Source organism: Gordonibacter faecis (genome assembly GCF_030077735.1).
GTDB classification, from domain to species: domain Bacteria; phylum Actinomycetota; class Coriobacteriia; order Coriobacteriales; family Eggerthellaceae; genus Gordonibacter; species Gordonibacter faecis.
This window is the reverse complement of the sequence record NZ_JASJEU010000013.1, coordinates 151,366-167,626: the sequence shown is the minus strand read 5'-3', so window position 1 is coordinate 167,626 and position 16,261 is coordinate 151,366. Positions and strand designations below refer to the sequence as shown.

Annotated in this window: 11 protein-coding genes; 2 read left to right on the top strand and 9 right to left on the bottom strand. The window is 60.9% G+C overall.

Translation table 11 applies throughout. The features are described 5' to 3' along the window. Positions 1 to 34 precede the first annotated feature (34 nt). From QNJ86_RS07215 to QNJ86_RS07180, 8 genes are all read right to left on the bottom strand, one after another. Positions 35 to 2,359, bottom strand: coding sequence for a methyltransferase domain-containing protein (locus QNJ86_RS07215; RefSeq protein WP_283831927.1), 2,325 nt, complete (start codon positions 2,357 to 2,359; stop codon positions 35 to 37). Continuing rightward, on the bottom strand, positions 2,356 to 4,002 hold the full coding sequence (locus tag QNJ86_RS07210) for a vWA domain-containing protein (RefSeq protein WP_283831926.1): 1,647 nt from the start codon (positions 4,000 to 4,002) through the stop codon (positions 2,356 to 2,358). The genes QNJ86_RS07215 and QNJ86_RS07210 overlap by 4 nt, the downstream gene beginning before the upstream one ends. Before the next feature lie 11 nt (positions 4,003 to 4,013). Beyond that, complete coding sequence (locus QNJ86_RS07205; RefSeq protein ID WP_283831925.1) at positions 4,014 to 6,206, bottom strand: leucine-rich repeat domain-containing protein; 2,193 nt, start codon at positions 6,204 to 6,206, stop codon at positions 4,014 to 4,016. Between the two features lie 35 nt (positions 6,207 to 6,241). Next, entirely contained in the window at positions 6,242 to 6,580 is a 339-nt protein-coding gene (locus QNJ86_RS07200) for a hypothetical protein (protein WP_283831924.1), read from the bottom strand. Between the two features lie 188 nt (positions 6,581 to 6,768). Next, a complete protein-coding gene (locus QNJ86_RS07195) occupies positions 6,769 to 7,038 on the bottom strand; it encodes a hypothetical protein (protein ID WP_283831923.1) in 270 nt (89 codons plus the stop codon). An 83-nt stretch (positions 7,039 to 7,121) separates the two neighbouring features. Further along, entirely contained in the window at positions 7,122 to 7,481 is a 360-nt protein-coding gene (locus QNJ86_RS07190) for an oxidoreductase (protein WP_283831922.1), read from the bottom strand. Positions 7,482 to 7,501: 20 nt separating this feature from the next. Further along, complete coding sequence (locus tag QNJ86_RS07185) at positions 7,502 to 9,814, bottom strand: molybdopterin-dependent oxidoreductase (protein WP_283831921.1); 2,313 nt, start codon at positions 9,812 to 9,814, stop codon at positions 7,502 to 7,504. Between the two features lie 161 nt (positions 9,815 to 9,975). Next, a complete protein-coding gene (locus QNJ86_RS07180) occupies positions 9,976 to 10,227 on the bottom strand; it encodes a hypothetical protein (protein WP_283831920.1) in 252 nt (83 codons plus the stop codon). A gap of 481 nt (positions 10,228 to 10,708) precedes the next feature. On the opposite strand from QNJ86_RS07180, the gene QNJ86_RS07175 reads away from it, so the two are divergent. Next, complete coding sequence (locus QNJ86_RS07175; protein ID WP_283831919.1) at positions 10,709 to 11,293, top strand: hypothetical protein; 585 nt, start codon at positions 10,709 to 10,711, stop codon at positions 11,291 to 11,293. 447 nt (positions 11,294 to 11,740) lie between these two features. Here QNJ86_RS07175 and QNJ86_RS07170 read toward each other — a convergent pair whose 3' ends face one another. Then, a complete protein-coding gene (locus QNJ86_RS07170; RefSeq protein ID WP_283831918.1) occupies positions 11,741 to 13,459 on the bottom strand; it encodes an MFS transporter in 1,719 nt (572 codons plus the stop codon). 833 nt (positions 13,460 to 14,292) lie between these two features. On the opposite strand from QNJ86_RS07170, the gene QNJ86_RS07165 reads away from it, so the two are divergent. Beyond that, complete coding sequence (locus tag QNJ86_RS07165; protein WP_283831917.1) at positions 14,293 to 16,194, top strand: response regulator transcription factor; 1,902 nt, start codon at positions 14,293 to 14,295, stop codon at positions 16,192 to 16,194. Positions 16,195 to 16,261 lie beyond the last annotated feature (67 nt).

The window sequence follows — 16,261 nt, the reverse complement described above, 5'->3', positions numbered from 1 at the left end:
CACATTTGCGCACTATGTATGACAACGGGGTGGCTCACGCCCTTCCTCCCTGCTGCGGCTTGCGGATGTAGAGGGATACGGCGCGGTAGTGCACGTCCTCGTCGCCTTCTACGATGGCTACCGCATGGTCGGCTTTGTAGCCGCGGCTTGCCTCTACCTCATATTCATCTTCGACCGATGGTTCGTCAAAACCGGCGGCAGTCAGCCAGGCGTAGTTTTCTTCCTTGGTGCGGGCGGCTTGGATACTGTTGCCGAGCGCTCGGGCACGCGTGACCACGTCTTCATTGCGCGGTTGATCGGCGAAAATAGTCTCCAGGATGAGCAGCCCGCCTGGCTTCAGCACACGTGCGCATTCCGCAAGGGCACGTTCCTGGTCGTAGAACAGCGTGATGACGTTGTTCACGTACACTACATCCATGGTACCCGAGCCAATACCGGCGGCAATGAGGTCCTCGGGGCAGGCCACGCGAAACTCCATGTTGTTGCGCGCAAGCCCGCTCTCGCGCCACGCACGCTCCATCCCGTCTTTCGCCTCTTCAATGTAGGCGGCGTTCCAGTCGATGCCCCAGGCCGTGCCGTCATTGCCCACCATGGCACCCAGCTTGTACACGCCGCGGCCGCGCCGACAACATACGTCGAGCACCGTCTTACCCTTGAGCTCAGACACCGGCAGCAGCATCTTGCACACACTGGTGAAGCCGTATTCGAACTGTTTGCCCTGGTAGTGCTCGCGTAGGGCCGTTTCGTCAGCCCCGTTCGCGCGCTCGGCCGTCGCGCGCATGCCCACCGACAGCCCTACGGCGGCCCGCGCCTCACTCGTGCGGCCCTCGGCCAGCTTGATGTTCTCGTTCAAATCTTCCAGCATGCTGGCGCGCTCGGCCAGCCCCATGCGCGCCGAGTCCACCTGTAACTCCTGGTTGTGCGCGTAGTACGACTCGTTGCCGTAGTGCGCGACAAACTGGGTGGTCGGGCGGCGCGTGGCCAGCTCGGCCATGAACACCAGCATCTCGCGGTCGCCAAAACACTCGTCAACAAAGGTGAAGGCGTTGTCCATCTTTGCGCTGGCTGCCGCGGCCGCCGGCTCAAGCCCTGCCACCTCAGTCTTGTACGCCTGCTGAATGGTGTCGAACGCCGCCGCACCCGCCTCGGTACGCGCAAGCGTGCACGCAGACGCGAACTCTTTCAGCAGCGCCACCACCAGCCGCTCCGTGCGCACGACCGATTCAGCCGCCGTACCCGAAGCCACCTTGCGCGCGAGAGCCGCCTCACGCTCGGCAATGCGTGGAACCAGCACGTCCTGCACCGACGCGCCACCCACAAGGTCAGCCTTGCACGCGCGCAACTCATCGCGCACGGCCAGCACCACCGCTTCGCGGTCGAGCACCTGCGCGCACTCCCGCGCGAGCACATCCAGCACCAAACTCACCAGCGCAATGCGCTCGTCAAACGGCGCCTGCCGCGCGCGGTTCTTCACCGCCTCGCCCACCTCACCGGCGAGAATGGCATCCACTTGATAGTCCGAACGATACTTCTCGAACAGCGCATAGTACACGGCAAACTGGTCGGCAATTTCGTCGTCGCGCACAAACTGGGCCACCAGTTCCCGATTCACCGGCTTGCCCCGTTCCTCGTGCACGGCAATGATGTGCGCCAAGTCCTCCCAACCGCGCGCCGTCACGAACGCCTTACCGCCGCCGGGCTTCGCCTCTACCTTATAAAAGCACTCGCGCTTCGTCTCCAAAAACGTGGTGACGGCCGGGTGCAGCCCGCACTCCGTCGCGTAACTTTTCCAGGAAGCGTAGTCGGGTTCCACGTCAATTTCGCGCAGACGGTCAAGCGTCACAATGTCGAACTCGTGCACCGAGCGGTTATATTCCGGCGGATTGCCGGCACACACCACCACCCAGCCGTCGGGCACCCGATGCTTGCCGAAGGTCTTGAACTGGAGAAACTGCAACATGGACGGGTACAGCGTCTCGGACACACAGTTGATTTCGTCCAAAAACAGAATGCCCTGGCGCAGCCCCGTGCGCTCCATGTAGTCGTAGAGCGCAGCCACAATCTCCGACATCGTGTACTCGGAGGCCTCGTATGCGAACCCTTCGAATTCGCGCGAAACGATGCGCGGCAGACCGAGGGCGCTTTGGCGGGTGTGGTGCGTCATCGAGTACGACACAATGCCAATGCCCAGCTCACGGGCCACCTGCTCCATGATGGCCGTCTTGCCAATGCCGGGCGCACCCAGCAAGAACAGCGGGCGCTGGTTCACGGGCGCAATGAGGGGCAAACCCGCGTCGTCCCGCTCCAAATACGCCTCCACGGCATCTTTTATCTGCTGCTTCGCCGATGCAATGTTCATAGCGCACGATCCCCTTTCAACGGCCGCTCGCTGGCGCGCGACCCCGTCCGCAGCCGGCCGATGCCAGCTTCGTCAATCAGTATCTTGCAGGCCCACGGTGGCACCGGCGGATGCTTCACGCCCTCTTCGTCCAGGAACACGAACGCCGCCTCAAAGGCGGGCGGCTTCTCCGGGAAGGTGCCCAGGCCGTCGGTAAAGTAGATGAGGCCTTTCATGTTGGCCAGCTCGCCGCGTTTGCGCAGCATATCCACGTAGTCGAACGCGGGGCGGAAATCCGTGCCACCAAAGCCGCGTATCTGAAGGCCCTCCGTCAGCTTGTCAACGTCCGCCAGCAAGGTGATCACCGTGTCGGATTGCACCTTCGCGTCGCACTGGATCAGGTGAATGTTCACCTCGCTCGCAAAGTCCTCGGAACTTTTGAGGATGTCGAACGTGTGACCCACAAACCGTTTCACGAGGTCTCCGCGCACTGACTCCGAGGTATCAATCACAATGACGAAGTCGCGCACGCGCTCGGTTTCCTTGTACTCAAGCGGCTCGACGAGCGGCATATCGCCGTATAAGTCCAGGCCAAACGTGTAATACACGTAGTCGAACTCGTCCATGTTGAGGCGCATCTCTTCGGAGAGCGTCATGAACCGCCGCAGGAAGTCGGTGTAGCTACACAGTGGGCGATTGGCAAAGGCGAGATTCGCTACCAGGCTCGCGGCTTCCTTCCCCCACTCTTGGGAGAAGGTTTCCAGGTTCATCTCAATCTGCTTCGCGAGGTCTTCCCACTCACGCTCCTGGCGCTCGGTGTCGGTGTCTGCGTCAGTGGCCTCATCAGCACCTTCGTCGGGCTCACCCGCGACACCATCCGCCTCTTCCTCGGCTGCCGTTTCATCTTCGGACTGAGACTCATCCGCCTCACTGCCTTGGGCGTCCGCCGCCGCCGTGTCGGACGAATCGGTACGCAGGGGGTCGGCCTGCGCCTCGGGGTTTTCGTCGTCCTCCGTCACGTCCTCGGAGGCGTTCTGATCAACCTCGTCACTTTTTCCCGCGTTGTGGGACGGCCACGCGCCGTGGTCGTCGCGCTCAAACAGCGCATGCCACTCACTGAGCGTACTGCGCCCCAACCCGCGGTACTGCTGGCCATCGGGTGTCTGCACGAGGCCCTTTACCAGGCCATATACCTTATTAGGCCGCAGGTTGCCCACCAGCATGGCTATCGTCCCCAACACCTCGCGCCGCGCAGCATCATCCGCGCTCGCAAAGCGCTCACCGCACAAGTCGAGCGCCGCCCCCTCCGTCACAATATCGCATGTCAAATCCCACGCCTCACGATTGCTGTGATCGCGGTCGAACGGATGCCGAAAGATGCAGTGCAGCACCAGGTGCAGATAGTCGCGCACCGATTCCTCGAACGACTCCTGGAACCGCGCAATCACGCGTGGCGGGTCGCACACCACCTGCGTGGCATCGGTCGCCAGCGGGTAGCGCGCGCCCGCGCGCAGCGGCCGCACCTCCATACGCCAAAGCGCCGCATCCAAGAAGCGGAACTTCAACATGAGCTGCACGCGGCACTCATCAACAATGTCGGCAGCAAGGCGATCCTCTTGGGCACGGCGCGCAAGCTTGGCATCCGGCGGAGCAGCTTCAGTCATCAGCGCACCCCCTACAACTCGAAATCGAGCGCGGCGCACTGGAAGCGCACACGCTTCGCCTCAAGCAGATACGCCGTCATGGCGGCATCTTTGAGCGCACCCACGCGGTCGATGACCGCATTCAGGTTATCGGCATTCAGAAATCCCAGGTCAAGCAACGCGTCTACCACGCGCCGGTCGTCGTGGCGGGCGGCGGCCACACAAAAGTCGGCCACGCCTTCCCGCAGCACCTTCTCGCTCATACTGCGATTCACGGCCGTCATAAACACCGGGTCTTGCAGCCGCGCCACCAGGCGCACCAGCTGCTCGTAGGGGTCAAGCCCCCGCTCATGTCTCGGGTCAAAACTGCTCGCATTGATGATGGCGTTGTCATAGTGCTCGAACAGCGCCGCCACATCCACGCGGTCAGGCACCGACAGCGCCAGCATCATCTGCTGCGCGCCGCGATCAGTCACCGGGAAACGAAGGTCGAAGCTCGTGTGGCCCTCAATCGGCCTCTCCAGGTCAACATGAATGAGTTCTGCCAGGCCATCAATACCCAACCCGCGCATGCCCACCTTCGTAATGCGGTCCGACAGATACAGCTCGCGAATCCCGCGCACGTCGTTCAGCGCGTAGGGGGCAATCTCATCCACCTCAGCCGGAATGCGCACCACGTCCACGCCGCCCATGCACAGCACCACCCGCGCGTGCCCCTCGTCCTTGCGCTCCAGCAGTAGGCCGGGTGCAGTGTAGAACCGGACGTTCCCCGCATCAACGCGCACGTCAACAAGCGACGGTTCCCCGTCGCCGTGGTGCGCGCCCTGCGTGACCAGCGCGTTGTGCCCAAGGTGCTCAAGCGCCGCCGGTATGCGCATGCTCGTCAGATTCGTGTCAAGAAACGCCTCGTCACCGATGCGCCGCATGCTGCTGGGGATGTTCACGCGCACCAAATGGCGGCACGCCTTAAACGCCGCGCGACCCAGCTCTTCCACACCCTCGGGAAGCACCACATCCGCGATGCACGCGTGGTTCGCAAACGCCTCGTCGCCCACCGCCACCGTGTCCGGCCGCACCTCGTAGCTGCGCGCCTCAGGATCCATCATGCGCACGAGGCACACGCCCTGGTCAAGCACGCGGTACAACCCACCCGCCGCGTCCAAGATCAAATGGCGCGAGCCCGCCGCAAGCGTGCACGTCGCGTCCGGGCCTGCAAACGTGAGCCCCGTCTTTGCCGCCAGCGGGTTTCCCAGTTCCTCAACAGAAGCAGGCAGGCGCAGTTCGCACAGACGCGTGCCGGTAAACGCGTTGGCCCCCACCGAAACCAGGCCCTCGCGCAGGCGCACCTCCTCAAGGTCGGCGCAGTTGAAAAACGCCTTCTCCCCGATGCGTTTGAGCGAGGCCGGGGCCTCAAACGAGCGAATACCCGTGCGCGCAAGGGCGAAGCTTCCCAGTTCCTTTAGGCCCTCGGGCACCTCGATACGGCGCACCCGTGCGCACGTGCTCAAGCCCTTTTCCGCAACCGCCGTGCACCCCGGATGGATGGCGTATTCCTCCACCGGCACGGCAAGCGCCAGCAGTACGCCACCTTCGCGGCGATACAGGGCAATGCCGTCGGTGGTCAAAAAGGGGTTCGCCGCGTCTACTTCGATAGCCGTGAGCGCGCTCTTCGCAAACGCGCCCGGCTCAACCTCCGCCGTTTCCGCACCCACCACCAGCACCGAGAGCTGTGGCAAGTCGAATATACGCGCGTCCAATCGGGCAAGGCGCCCCGGAAGCACCAGATGAGTAACGGCCGGGCTTCCCCGGAACCAGTCAGAATCAAATGAGGCCAACTCCGCCGGAAGCACCACCGAGCGCAGCGCGCGGTTATCCCGAAAAGCGCACAGGCCCACCGACATAAGGGAATCGGGGCAAACAATCTTTTCAACCCCTGGCAGGCGTGCGCAAGCCTCGGCAGCCAGCGCCACCACCGGCTTGCCCTCAATCTCAGCGGGAATATGCACACAGCCGCAGCGCGCCACGCAGCACTCGATGCGCACCTCGGCGTCGTCAAGCACCACGTAGTGCCACGTCGCCTGCGCGCCATCGTCCCAAAGACGCACCTCACTTGCGCGCGCCGCCTCCACGACAGCCGCGCGTTCAAGCGAGGTGCGCCGCGCCTGCGCCCGCCGCTGCGCTTCCTGCACCTGATCACGCGACGCAGTTCCATCGCTCAGCGCCACGGGAGTAAACCCTCCGAAGCAGACGTCCAGCTGGGCTAGGCGGTCTGCTGCCAAGGTGCACCAGCGGGGTTCAGCTTGCGGCGCTGTGAAAGTTCGTCGGCGAACATGATGCAGTAGCGCAGGCCCTTCAGCGTGACATAGAGGCTGGCAATTTCGTGCTTGCTGCCGTGGTTGAACACCTCGTAGGTCAGCAGTTCGCGGTCAATCATCGGCTGGTAGAGGGGACTATCCTTCACTTTCTCCAGCAGCAGGTTCGTGGACTCGCGGCCCAGTTCGTCCTGCTTGAGGGAAATGTTATACAGGATGTCTTCCTGCTGCGGGTTCAAACGGCCCAATTCTTCGATCTCAGCCTTGATGGCTTCCTCAGCTCCCATTAGCATTCGTCTCCTTGTGCGGTTCGGTGTCCACTACTAATTTCCCTAGCTCCCAATACGGTGCCCGTAAGGCTTTTCGCCACGAAAGCATTCCAGGCACAGTAGTGCTCACTATTCCAAAAGAGGACCCACTTACATCGTAAAGCGAGTCCTCTTATTTGCCTCTGCACAAAGCTTAGAGTGTAAGCTTAGCTCACCGGCTTGATGTCCTTAAAGCTGCCGCCGAGACCCAATTCGCCAGCACCCTCGTTGCCGGTGGCCTTCGTGGAGGTGTAACCGCCCCAAGCGCGAGCGATATACTTACCCTTCACGAAAAAGACGTTGAGCTTCAGAAGGTCCGGCTTGGTGAGCTCGAACGCGGCCTCGGCCTCATCCTTGCTCTTGCCCTCGTCGATGAGAGCGTTCAGCTTATCAGCCGCCGTCTGAGCATCGAGATCCATGAACTCATCGTGTGTCATGATGCCCTCCTTGTCAAATCGTCGTCACGGTACTGCGGTCATCGACCGTGTGGGTCGGTGACCGCAGCCATCATAGCATTACCTTACAGCTGGAACAAAACCATCGGGCGGTCGAATTCAGCCATCTTGGCCTGCATCTCTTCCAGCGTACCGTAGTACATGGAAGCAGACTCTTCAACCTGCACAGCCAGCGGACGCTGACCGGCCTTGTCGCCGTTCGTTCCCCAGTGATCGGAGAAGATGGACGTCGGGCAGGGAATGTAGAACCACTCCCACGCGTCGCCGTCGTTGCCTTCGCCCTTCTTGAAGGGGCCGACCTCGACCTCCTTGATGCCGAACTGGTCGATGGGCAGACCCAGCTCTTCCTTGCAGGCGATCTCGGCGGCATGGTTGCCGGAGAAGTACGTGTAGTCAACGAGCAGAGCGTATTTCTGATCAGCCATTTACGCCACTTCCTTTCGAGTTAGTCTTGGTCAAGGCTACGGACGCGGCGGACGTTGCACATAACACCCTTGTACGGGGCGCCAAAGCCCAGCTTGCCAACGTTGAAGTGCGGCACCAGGCTGTTGAAGTTGGACTTCCACACGCCGAACAGGTTGGGCTCTTCGCCGTCCTGCTCGGGGAACCACCAACCATGAGCGCAGTTCAGGATGCCAGGCTTCATGACCGGGGTGATCTCGGCCTTGAAGCGAGCCTCACCGAACATGTTGTACACCTCGCACCAATCGCCGTCGGTGATGCCGTACTCAGCAGCGGTCTCCGGGTTGATCTGGACCCACGGCCACGGATCGATCTGGCGCAGCGACGGCACGTGACGATGCTCAGAGTGGAACGAGCTGTAGCGACGCGAACCAGAGGTGGAGATCAGCGGGTACTGAGCAGCGAAATCAGGCTTGCTGATGGGGCTGTAGTTCGGCTCCTCGTAGTACGGCAGCGGATCCTCGCCCCAGGATTCGTACAGAATCGAGTAGGCTTCGATCTGGCCCGTGATGGTGTTGAAGCCGGGCTCGCCGTCGAAGCGGAGCAGACCCTTCTCGTACTTCTCGTACTCGAAGCCGTGAGCGCCGGGCTGGTAGAGGCCTTCTTCCTGGAAGGTCTTCCAGTCCATACCGAGCTCCTTGAGCTGGTCGCTGTAGAAGTCCTCAACAGCAACAGCCAGGGCGTCGAGGTCGAGGGACTTGCCGTCAGCCGGCTTGTACCACGGCCACCAGGACGGGTTGAGGCGCTGACCGAACATGAGGCAGATTTCCACGTCGGACTTGCACTCGCCGACCTGCAGAGCCTTGTTCATGGGGCCCATGAACACGGTGTTGCGGCCGTAGTGGGTGAGCACGATGCCGTTGTGCTCGGCCCAGGTGGCCATCGGCAGGAAGTAGTCGCCCACAGCCATGGCCGTCGGGGTCATGGTCAGGTCCTGCACAACCACGAACTCGAGCTTCTGCAGAGCCTTGTGCCAACGCTTCGGCTGCGCGGAGCACGTCGGGGTCAGGAAGTTGGAGCTGTTGAACCAACCCATCTTCAGAGCGTAGGGCTCGTCCGTCTCCATGGTGTTCAGGGTCTCATCGGGCTGCGTCGTCGCCATACCCGTGGACAGACCCGGCCAGGCCGCAGCACCGATACGCTTGGACCACACTTCGTCGTCCATAGCGCCACGCTGCTCCATACGCCACTTGCCGAGCAGAGCAGACGGAGGACCAAGGGTCAGGCCGCCGGGACGGTCGATCGAGCCAGCGAGAGCAGCCAGCACGATGAACGCCTGGGACAGCTGCACGCCGTTCTTGTTCTGGTCGAAGGCGAGGCCCCATGCCCAACCGATCGGGCGCTCGGTGCCAATGATGTGCGCAACGCGCTTGATGTCCTCAACGGACACGGTCGTGATCTCAGCGACCTTCTCGACCGGGTACTCAGCAGCGCGGGCCTTCATCTCGTCGAGACCGTAGATCCACTTCTCGGCGAATTCCTTGTCGTATTCCTCGTTCTCGAACATGAGGTTCATGATGCCGAGGGCAAGGGCAGTGTCAGTCTGCGGGCGAACCTGCAGGTTGATGTTGCCGTTGTGCGCGCCGACCCAGGTGATACGGGGGTCGATGGAAATGATCTTCGTGCCAAGCTTCATCAGGTCGACGAGGCAGTGGCCGAAAAAGCCGTCGCCGTTGGAGGGCAGAGGCTCTTTGCCCCAGACCACAATCCACTTCGGCAGCGTGTAGCGCGGATCCTGGTAGCTACCCGGCAGGTGACCAGCGTAGTCAAGCTCGGGATAGCCAGCGCCCAGCACGTAGTCGGCGATGGAGCAGCGCGGACCGTAGCAGGACCAACCGGACTGCGTGTAGCAGCAGTTGGGCGACTGCAGAACGGAGAACGTCAGCGCGTAGTAGAAGATGCAAGCCTCACGGCCGGTGCCACCGAAGCAAACGATGGACTCGGGGCCGTAGGTGTTCTGGAAATAGCGGACTTTCTCGCAAATCGTGTCCAGCGCCTCGTCCCACGTCGTGCGCTCCCACTTATCCTTGCCGCGATCCTCGGGGGCGCGCTTCATCGGGTAGATGATGCGCTCCGGCGCGTAGGTGTACTCACGCAGCGCAAGGTTCATCGCATTGACACGACCGGTGGTAATCGGGTTGTCGTCGTCGCCCTCGATGCGGATGAGCTCGCCATCCTTCGTCACAACCTTAACGCCGTATCCAACCGGGTGGCTTCCCGGAGGGGACCAGGTGTTGCTGCGGGTGACGACAGTCCCGTCTTCCATGACGGTTTGCCATTGCTTGCCGTATGCCATGTTCTCCTTCTTTCTACACATTCACTCGTGTTTGGTAGAAACATCTCTGCGCCTTACTTGGTAATCGGCGCTCGTTCTCGCGTGATACCTCGAGCCGGGGACCACCTCCTTCCGCTTGAGGCGCCCGTCCCCTTGCAGGCGCCGCGCGTTTCAGAACCGTTCTATGCGGTAGGAGGCTTGGGCGCGCCGGGCGCCTTCGGTGCAGCAGGAGCACCAGGAGCGGCAGGAGCCGCAGGAGCGCCGGGAGCTGCGTTCGGCAGCGGCTTCGTGCCGTCGATGTACGGCGTGAAGTCGCACTTGCAGAACGGGCAGTTCTTCAGGGTGACGCCGCCCATCATCTGGATGGTCTTGCCACACTCGGGGCACTTGTTCATGCCGGAGCCGGCGGACGCGTCAGCAGGTCTGAAACACATAGGGGATCCTCCGTTTCGATGTTTCGGTCGGCCGCGGAAGCGCGCGATGGCGCCAACGTTTCCGACCCCCTCTACTTATGTCATGCGCTTCGGGAACTTTGAAAAGTTCCGCGAGACGCCGATGACCTCACTTTGCCCTCCCTCCCCCGGTTGCGACCGTGCGGTGCATCCGAAGGATTCTGACGGGGTTCAGCATAGGTGCTCGGGCGGGCGCGGCATCGAATCACAAGGACGTTTTTGGCGATCATCCTATCGGCCTCATGGGTTGATTTTCGTCAAACTGCGAGGTTGTTGGTTTGTATAATGCCTGATAAATGCCAGTTTTTGAGACAGCTTTGCGGAAGGGTATCGCGCGCGCTTTGTAAGAGTGGGCGAGGCAAAACTCAGCGCATCTTCAACCCTGCGGAGGCAAGTCGGGCGCGTCAGATGGGCTATACTTTCAAGCAAGGAAACGGCACCGAGAGCTGGCAAGGAGAACCCGTTGAAGAACAATAAGTTGTACATGCCCGCAGACGCGCTCAAGCGCCGCGAGGACTTCGATCTGTGGTACGAGGACGGCTCCCACGCCCTCTCTTTCAAGGGTGCCTGGTCGGCCGAGAGCGACAAGGTGGCCATGTTCGGGCGTTTGGGGGGCGAAAACGGCCACATCAAGCCCGACAGCAAGACGCTGGCCTACTATTTGCGCCTTGAGCGCTACGAGTATGCCTTCCACACCATCAGGCTGTTTGAGCAATACTACGTGGAAGGCATGAAATGGGATGTCTTTGGCTCGCTGGAGCAGGCGCCCTTTGAGTTTGTGAACGAGGAAACGGGGCAAAAGGGAGGGCGCGTGCGCCTGACCGACTTCCGCGACAAGGGCCCCTGCTATGAGATCATGGTGAAAAACGTGGTTGATCTGCGCATTGCCGCCATGTCGGTGGTGTCCATGGCCATTAAGGAAGAGTTCAAGGGCAAAAGCGAAGGTCTGCGCAACCCTAACGCCACGCGCCTGCAAAAGGTAGCGCAATGGCTGAAGCCCGAGAAGGGCATCACGTACGAGGAACTGAAGAAAGAACGCGGCTGGTAGAAGGCGCATGGCTGCAATAAAGTGTGACGCGCTATCGCGCTACTGATTACGCCAAGATGTTATGCGCATCCCTATCGCCATGACGAGGGCATGTTCTTCTTTAGTTAACCATACTTGTTTGGCTACCCCCGTAGGGATGCTCTCCAGAGCATCCGCTCCGCCGCAGGCGGAGAATACAACCATGACCTGCGTTTTCGCGCTTCGCGCGAACGGATGCTCTGGAGAGCATCCCTACGGGGGTTACGCCTCTTGTAAGTTAACGCCTGCCAGTCAGTCAGCCCGCGTCGTAAGGTTAGGGACACGAGAAAACTTCTGGCATACTAGCCAGCGCGAAGCGCGTCACACTTTTGTGAAGCGGGAGTGCTGTAGGTACTAAAAAGAGCCGGAACCCTGGGGTTCCGGCTCTTTGTCGCTAGAAGCTTGTTGTGAGACTTATCGGTGAGAAGCTTACGCCTTCACTTTGTCGTCGTCCATTGCAGCCTCTGCCTTCTTGTTGATAGCGACCTGCTTGCCACCAAAGATAAAGAAGTAAGCGAACGGGAGCAGCAGACCGATGGCCATGAGCGGCAGCGCGTAGGACTGCTTCGACCAATTGGGCACCACGAGCGGGCACACGATGCAGAGGACCGCCAGGATGGCGACGATCACCAGCATGATGATGAAGCGCGTATTGCCGTCGCTCTCGGAAGCGCCGCGACGCTCTTCTTCCGCAGCCAGCTGATCCATGGTCTTGCCAGCCGTTTCCTTCACGAACAGCACCGTGCAGATGAAGCCCAGCGCGAACGGAACGATGAGGACGAGTACGACGGTCGACCAGTTGGTGGCGCCGGTAGCAGTCTGGAAGAATGCCATGCCAGCAATACCGCCGAGTACGATGGAGGAGGCGGAGCCGCCGAAGCGGGCGAACGCCTGACACCAAGACGTACCGGTGTTGCGGATAGCGGTAGGATAGCTTTCGGGCATGAGGGGCTGGACAGCCGTGATGGCGTAGTTCAGCGCGAAGCCGAAGAGCAGCATGAGGACGATGCAGATGGCCATATTGTTCGGAGCCACAAAGATGGAGCACAGGATGATGGCCACGATGCAGAACAGCCACGAGAACGCCAGGTTGCGCTTGCGGCCCACCTTGTCGGACACGAAGCCCACGGCGATGTTCGAGGCGATAGCCGCCACGTTGTTCCACGTCTGAAGAGCCACGGAGTCGGCCTGCGAGTAACCCAGACCCACGAACCACGTAGGAATCCAGGCGTTCATGCCGTACACGCAGAACTGACCCACGAAGTATGCAGCCCAGATGGCGCAGGTGGCCACGATGAACTTGCTGGAGAACAGCACGGCCGGGCCGGTCTTGGCAGGCTTCGGCGGAACGATGAGCAGGTTGGGGTCGTACTCGTGCGTCGTGTGACGCGTAGCCTGCTCGATCTGGGTCAGGCGCTCGCACGCCTCCTTCTTACGACCGGAGTTGGCGTACCAGTGCGGCGTCTCATGCATCACGAAGATGAGCAGCACGCCATATGCCAGAGGCAGTGCACCAATGAGGTAGCACAGACGCCAGTTGGCGTACATCGTTGCGGTACCGCCTTCGAGCAGCGTGTAGGTGACCTGGTTCGTGAAGTCGCCCAACAGCGGCGTGGTTGCATTGCAGATGGGGTTCGCGATAAGGCCTGCGAGCACCCAGCCCACAACCATGAAGGCCATGCCGAACGTCACGAACACGCCGCGCTGCTTGGAGGGCATGCTTTCGGAGAACACCGTCGTCACGATGGGGATGCAGGAGCCCACGCCGAAGCCGGCGATCAGGCGGAAGGCCGCGAAGAACACGAGGTCATTCGCGAACGCCTGCGGCAACGTGAACAGGCCGTAGAACATAACAGCCATGATGAGGGTCTTCTTGCGGCCCAGTTTGTCGGACAGGATGCCGCCGACGGCGCCACCGAGCACCATGCCGAGCAGACCCCACGTGGTGAGCGAGCCCATAAGTGCACCCGGGTTCGGGTCGTTCGGCCAGAACGTGTGGGCCACATACAAGTTCGTCGAATTGACGATCATGAAGTCATAGCCGTCGAAGATCATAGCAAACGCGAGGATTGCAAAGACGATCCACGTGTGCGAGCTGATCCCGATGGAGTCGATGACTTCTGAGACCGTGAACTCTTTTTTATCCATCAGTCCCTCCTTAGAGAGTTACTAGGTTGATTAGACGCCTCGCTTACGAACGAGGACTTGTGACTAATCACGTGCATACGCTTATCCCCTGGGCGCAGTAGCAAGACTGGAAGAGCAACGTGTCTACAGGTAAATTACGGACGCTCCAGTAGTGGTAGGGCAACTGACGCTTCCGTAGTTTCGACCGCCGTCCCTCAACGGCTTTCGCAACCTGCTTTCAAGACCCGCGCATCACCAGAAGAAACGACTGCGCGATTCCTCCTTCCACGATTCTTATCCGTTGCCGTGTTATTTCTCATGCATTGGAACCCTCTACGCCTGAATTCGCACCGCATAAGAAACAGACGGGTTGAAGATTACCGATTCTTCCAACAACCTGAATCGTCTCCCAGGGACGCTTTAGGGGTGAGGCATCGACTTCTGAGGCCGATTTACCTCGACGGCGTTTCCTCGCCCACGCGTGTGTCGCGGGGTGCAGAGGGGGCACTACGCCTTTGGAAGGAGGCCGCGCGCGTCTCTACCGCGCGCATCGCGCGTAGAGCAACTTCGGGAGCGATCAGGGCAAGAAATAGGCATACGGGCGGCAAAACGGGACGAAAGGCGGGGTTTTCCTCATCGTCCCCAGAGGTTGATTTTTGAAGCCTGAAATGAAAAATACCTGATGAAGTGATAGAACCCACCTAGTTTGAGGGTTTGAACCCCGGGCAATAAACGTATATGATGGGCACGTTGCTCGCGGCTGTGCAGACGCGCCTCATACCGGCGCACTGGCATACAACCCGAGCAACCACTTTTGAAGTTCGCATCGACAGGGGAATGCGAGGTTGTACTTAATGGCTGTCACCTTTCCGCGTATCAGCATCACGGTAGACGACAATCGAGGAATGGGGACACAGGGAGAGTTAAGCACGCTATCGCTGGGCTTCGGCATTCATCAAGCATGGATTTATAGTGCCATGTTTGGCACCACGTCCATCTTTCAAGCCCCGGGTTCGCCCTTCGTTCCGGGCGGTGCAGAATCCCATGTGTCGCTGGTGTTCCTAATTTCTATCGTAGTGTTTGGGTTGTCGCTTTTGTTTGCGGCCATCACCGACCAGAAACTGTTGAAGTTTTATACCGCCAAGCGCGTGCTGGTGGGCGCGGCGCTGCTGACCGCCATTGGTACGTTTGCGGTGTTTGCCGCCGCCATACCGGGGACGGTGGGACTCATAGCCACCGTGTTTGCGGGCGTGTCGACCGGCATCGGGTCGGGATTACTGCTGCTGTTCTGGGGCGTTGCGTATTCGCGTCACGGTGCAGCGACCATCGTTGTCAATACGGCCGTGGCCATTGTTATTGCCGTAGCCATTTACTCGCTGGCGTTGCATGTGCTGCCGGCACCGTTTTCGGGCGTGCTGACCGCGTGCCTGCCGCTTTTGGAGTTGCCCCTTCTGTGGCACCTAACGCCGGTGAGCTACGCCGTGCGCCATGCCATTCCCATTTTCACCCCGCTCCCCGTAAAGAAGGGGCCGTTTTCTGTGCGATTGGCTTTGCCGGTGCTGCTGTTTGGCTTTGCACTGGGCGCGCTGCGCTCCATTTCGACGCAGTTCATTCTGCCCTCGTCTGACTTGACCACCCAGCTTCTAGCGCTGTTCGCCGGCGGTGCAGCCACAGTACTCTTGCTTATCACGACGTTTTCCATCGACAAACGCAGCCACTGGGACTTTCTGTTCCGCCCACTGGTGCCCTTTATTGCCATCACGCTGTTCTTCCTGCCGTCGCTGGCGCTGGAGAACTCCATGGTGGCGCCGTTGGTGCTGCTGACGGGCTATATGTGCTTCGAGGCCCTCATGTGGGTGTTCTTTGGTGAGATGGCGCAGAAGTTCCGCCTGTCCCCCATCTTTGTGTTCGGCATCGGGCGCGGGTGCTTGGCGCTGGGGTCGCTAGCGGGGTCGCTTTCAGTGGTGGACCCCTCCTTCTTGGATTCGCTCACGCCGTTTGGCGAAGCGGGTGGCGCGGTGCTCATCATGTTCGCCATGGTGGTGGCCTATGCACTGCTGCCGCGCGTGCGTGACATCAAGCGCATCATCGTGCCGGCGGGCGACCGCGAAACCGGTGTCATCGCATACTTCAACCGCCGCGCCGAGCAGGTGGCCTGGTCTGCGCGCCGCGAAGGAGCGGACGACGCGTCCGGGTATGATGCTGACGATGTGGAAGATATGCTGGGGACGCTTCCCACACCTGTTCCCACGCCGGGAACGCTTTATGGCGGCGTACCGGTTAATCACTTGAACACGGGCGTGAGTGCTGGGGGTACGAACGCGAGCGTGGGCATGGGTGGAGGCGGACAGGCCGCGGCCGCTGGGCGCGGTAGCGCAGAGGGCGGCGGGCTTTCCGCTGCGGAACTGGCGCGCGTTGCTCCGGGCACGTCGGCTGCTGCCGAGACGGCGGGCGCGGGACTTTCGATGCGCCGCGACATGGCGGCCGACTCCAACCTTTCGGATGCTGAGCGGTCGCGCAAGAGTGGACGTTTCCGGTCCCAGTGCGAGACCATCGCCGACCGCTACCTGCTGTCCCGCCGCGAGACCGAGGTCATGTTCCTGCTGGCCAAAGGCCACAACGCCGCCTACATTCAGGACAAACTGTGCATCTCAAAGAGCACCGCAAAGACCCACATCAGCCACATCTACCGCAAGCTGGATATCCACAACCAACAAGAACTCCTGTCCATGGTGGAAGAAGCCCGGGAGGATTAGTCGGAAACGACAGCGTCCCGCCCTGCAGAGAAGCAGCCGGGCGGGACGCTGGACTTGCGGAGCGCCG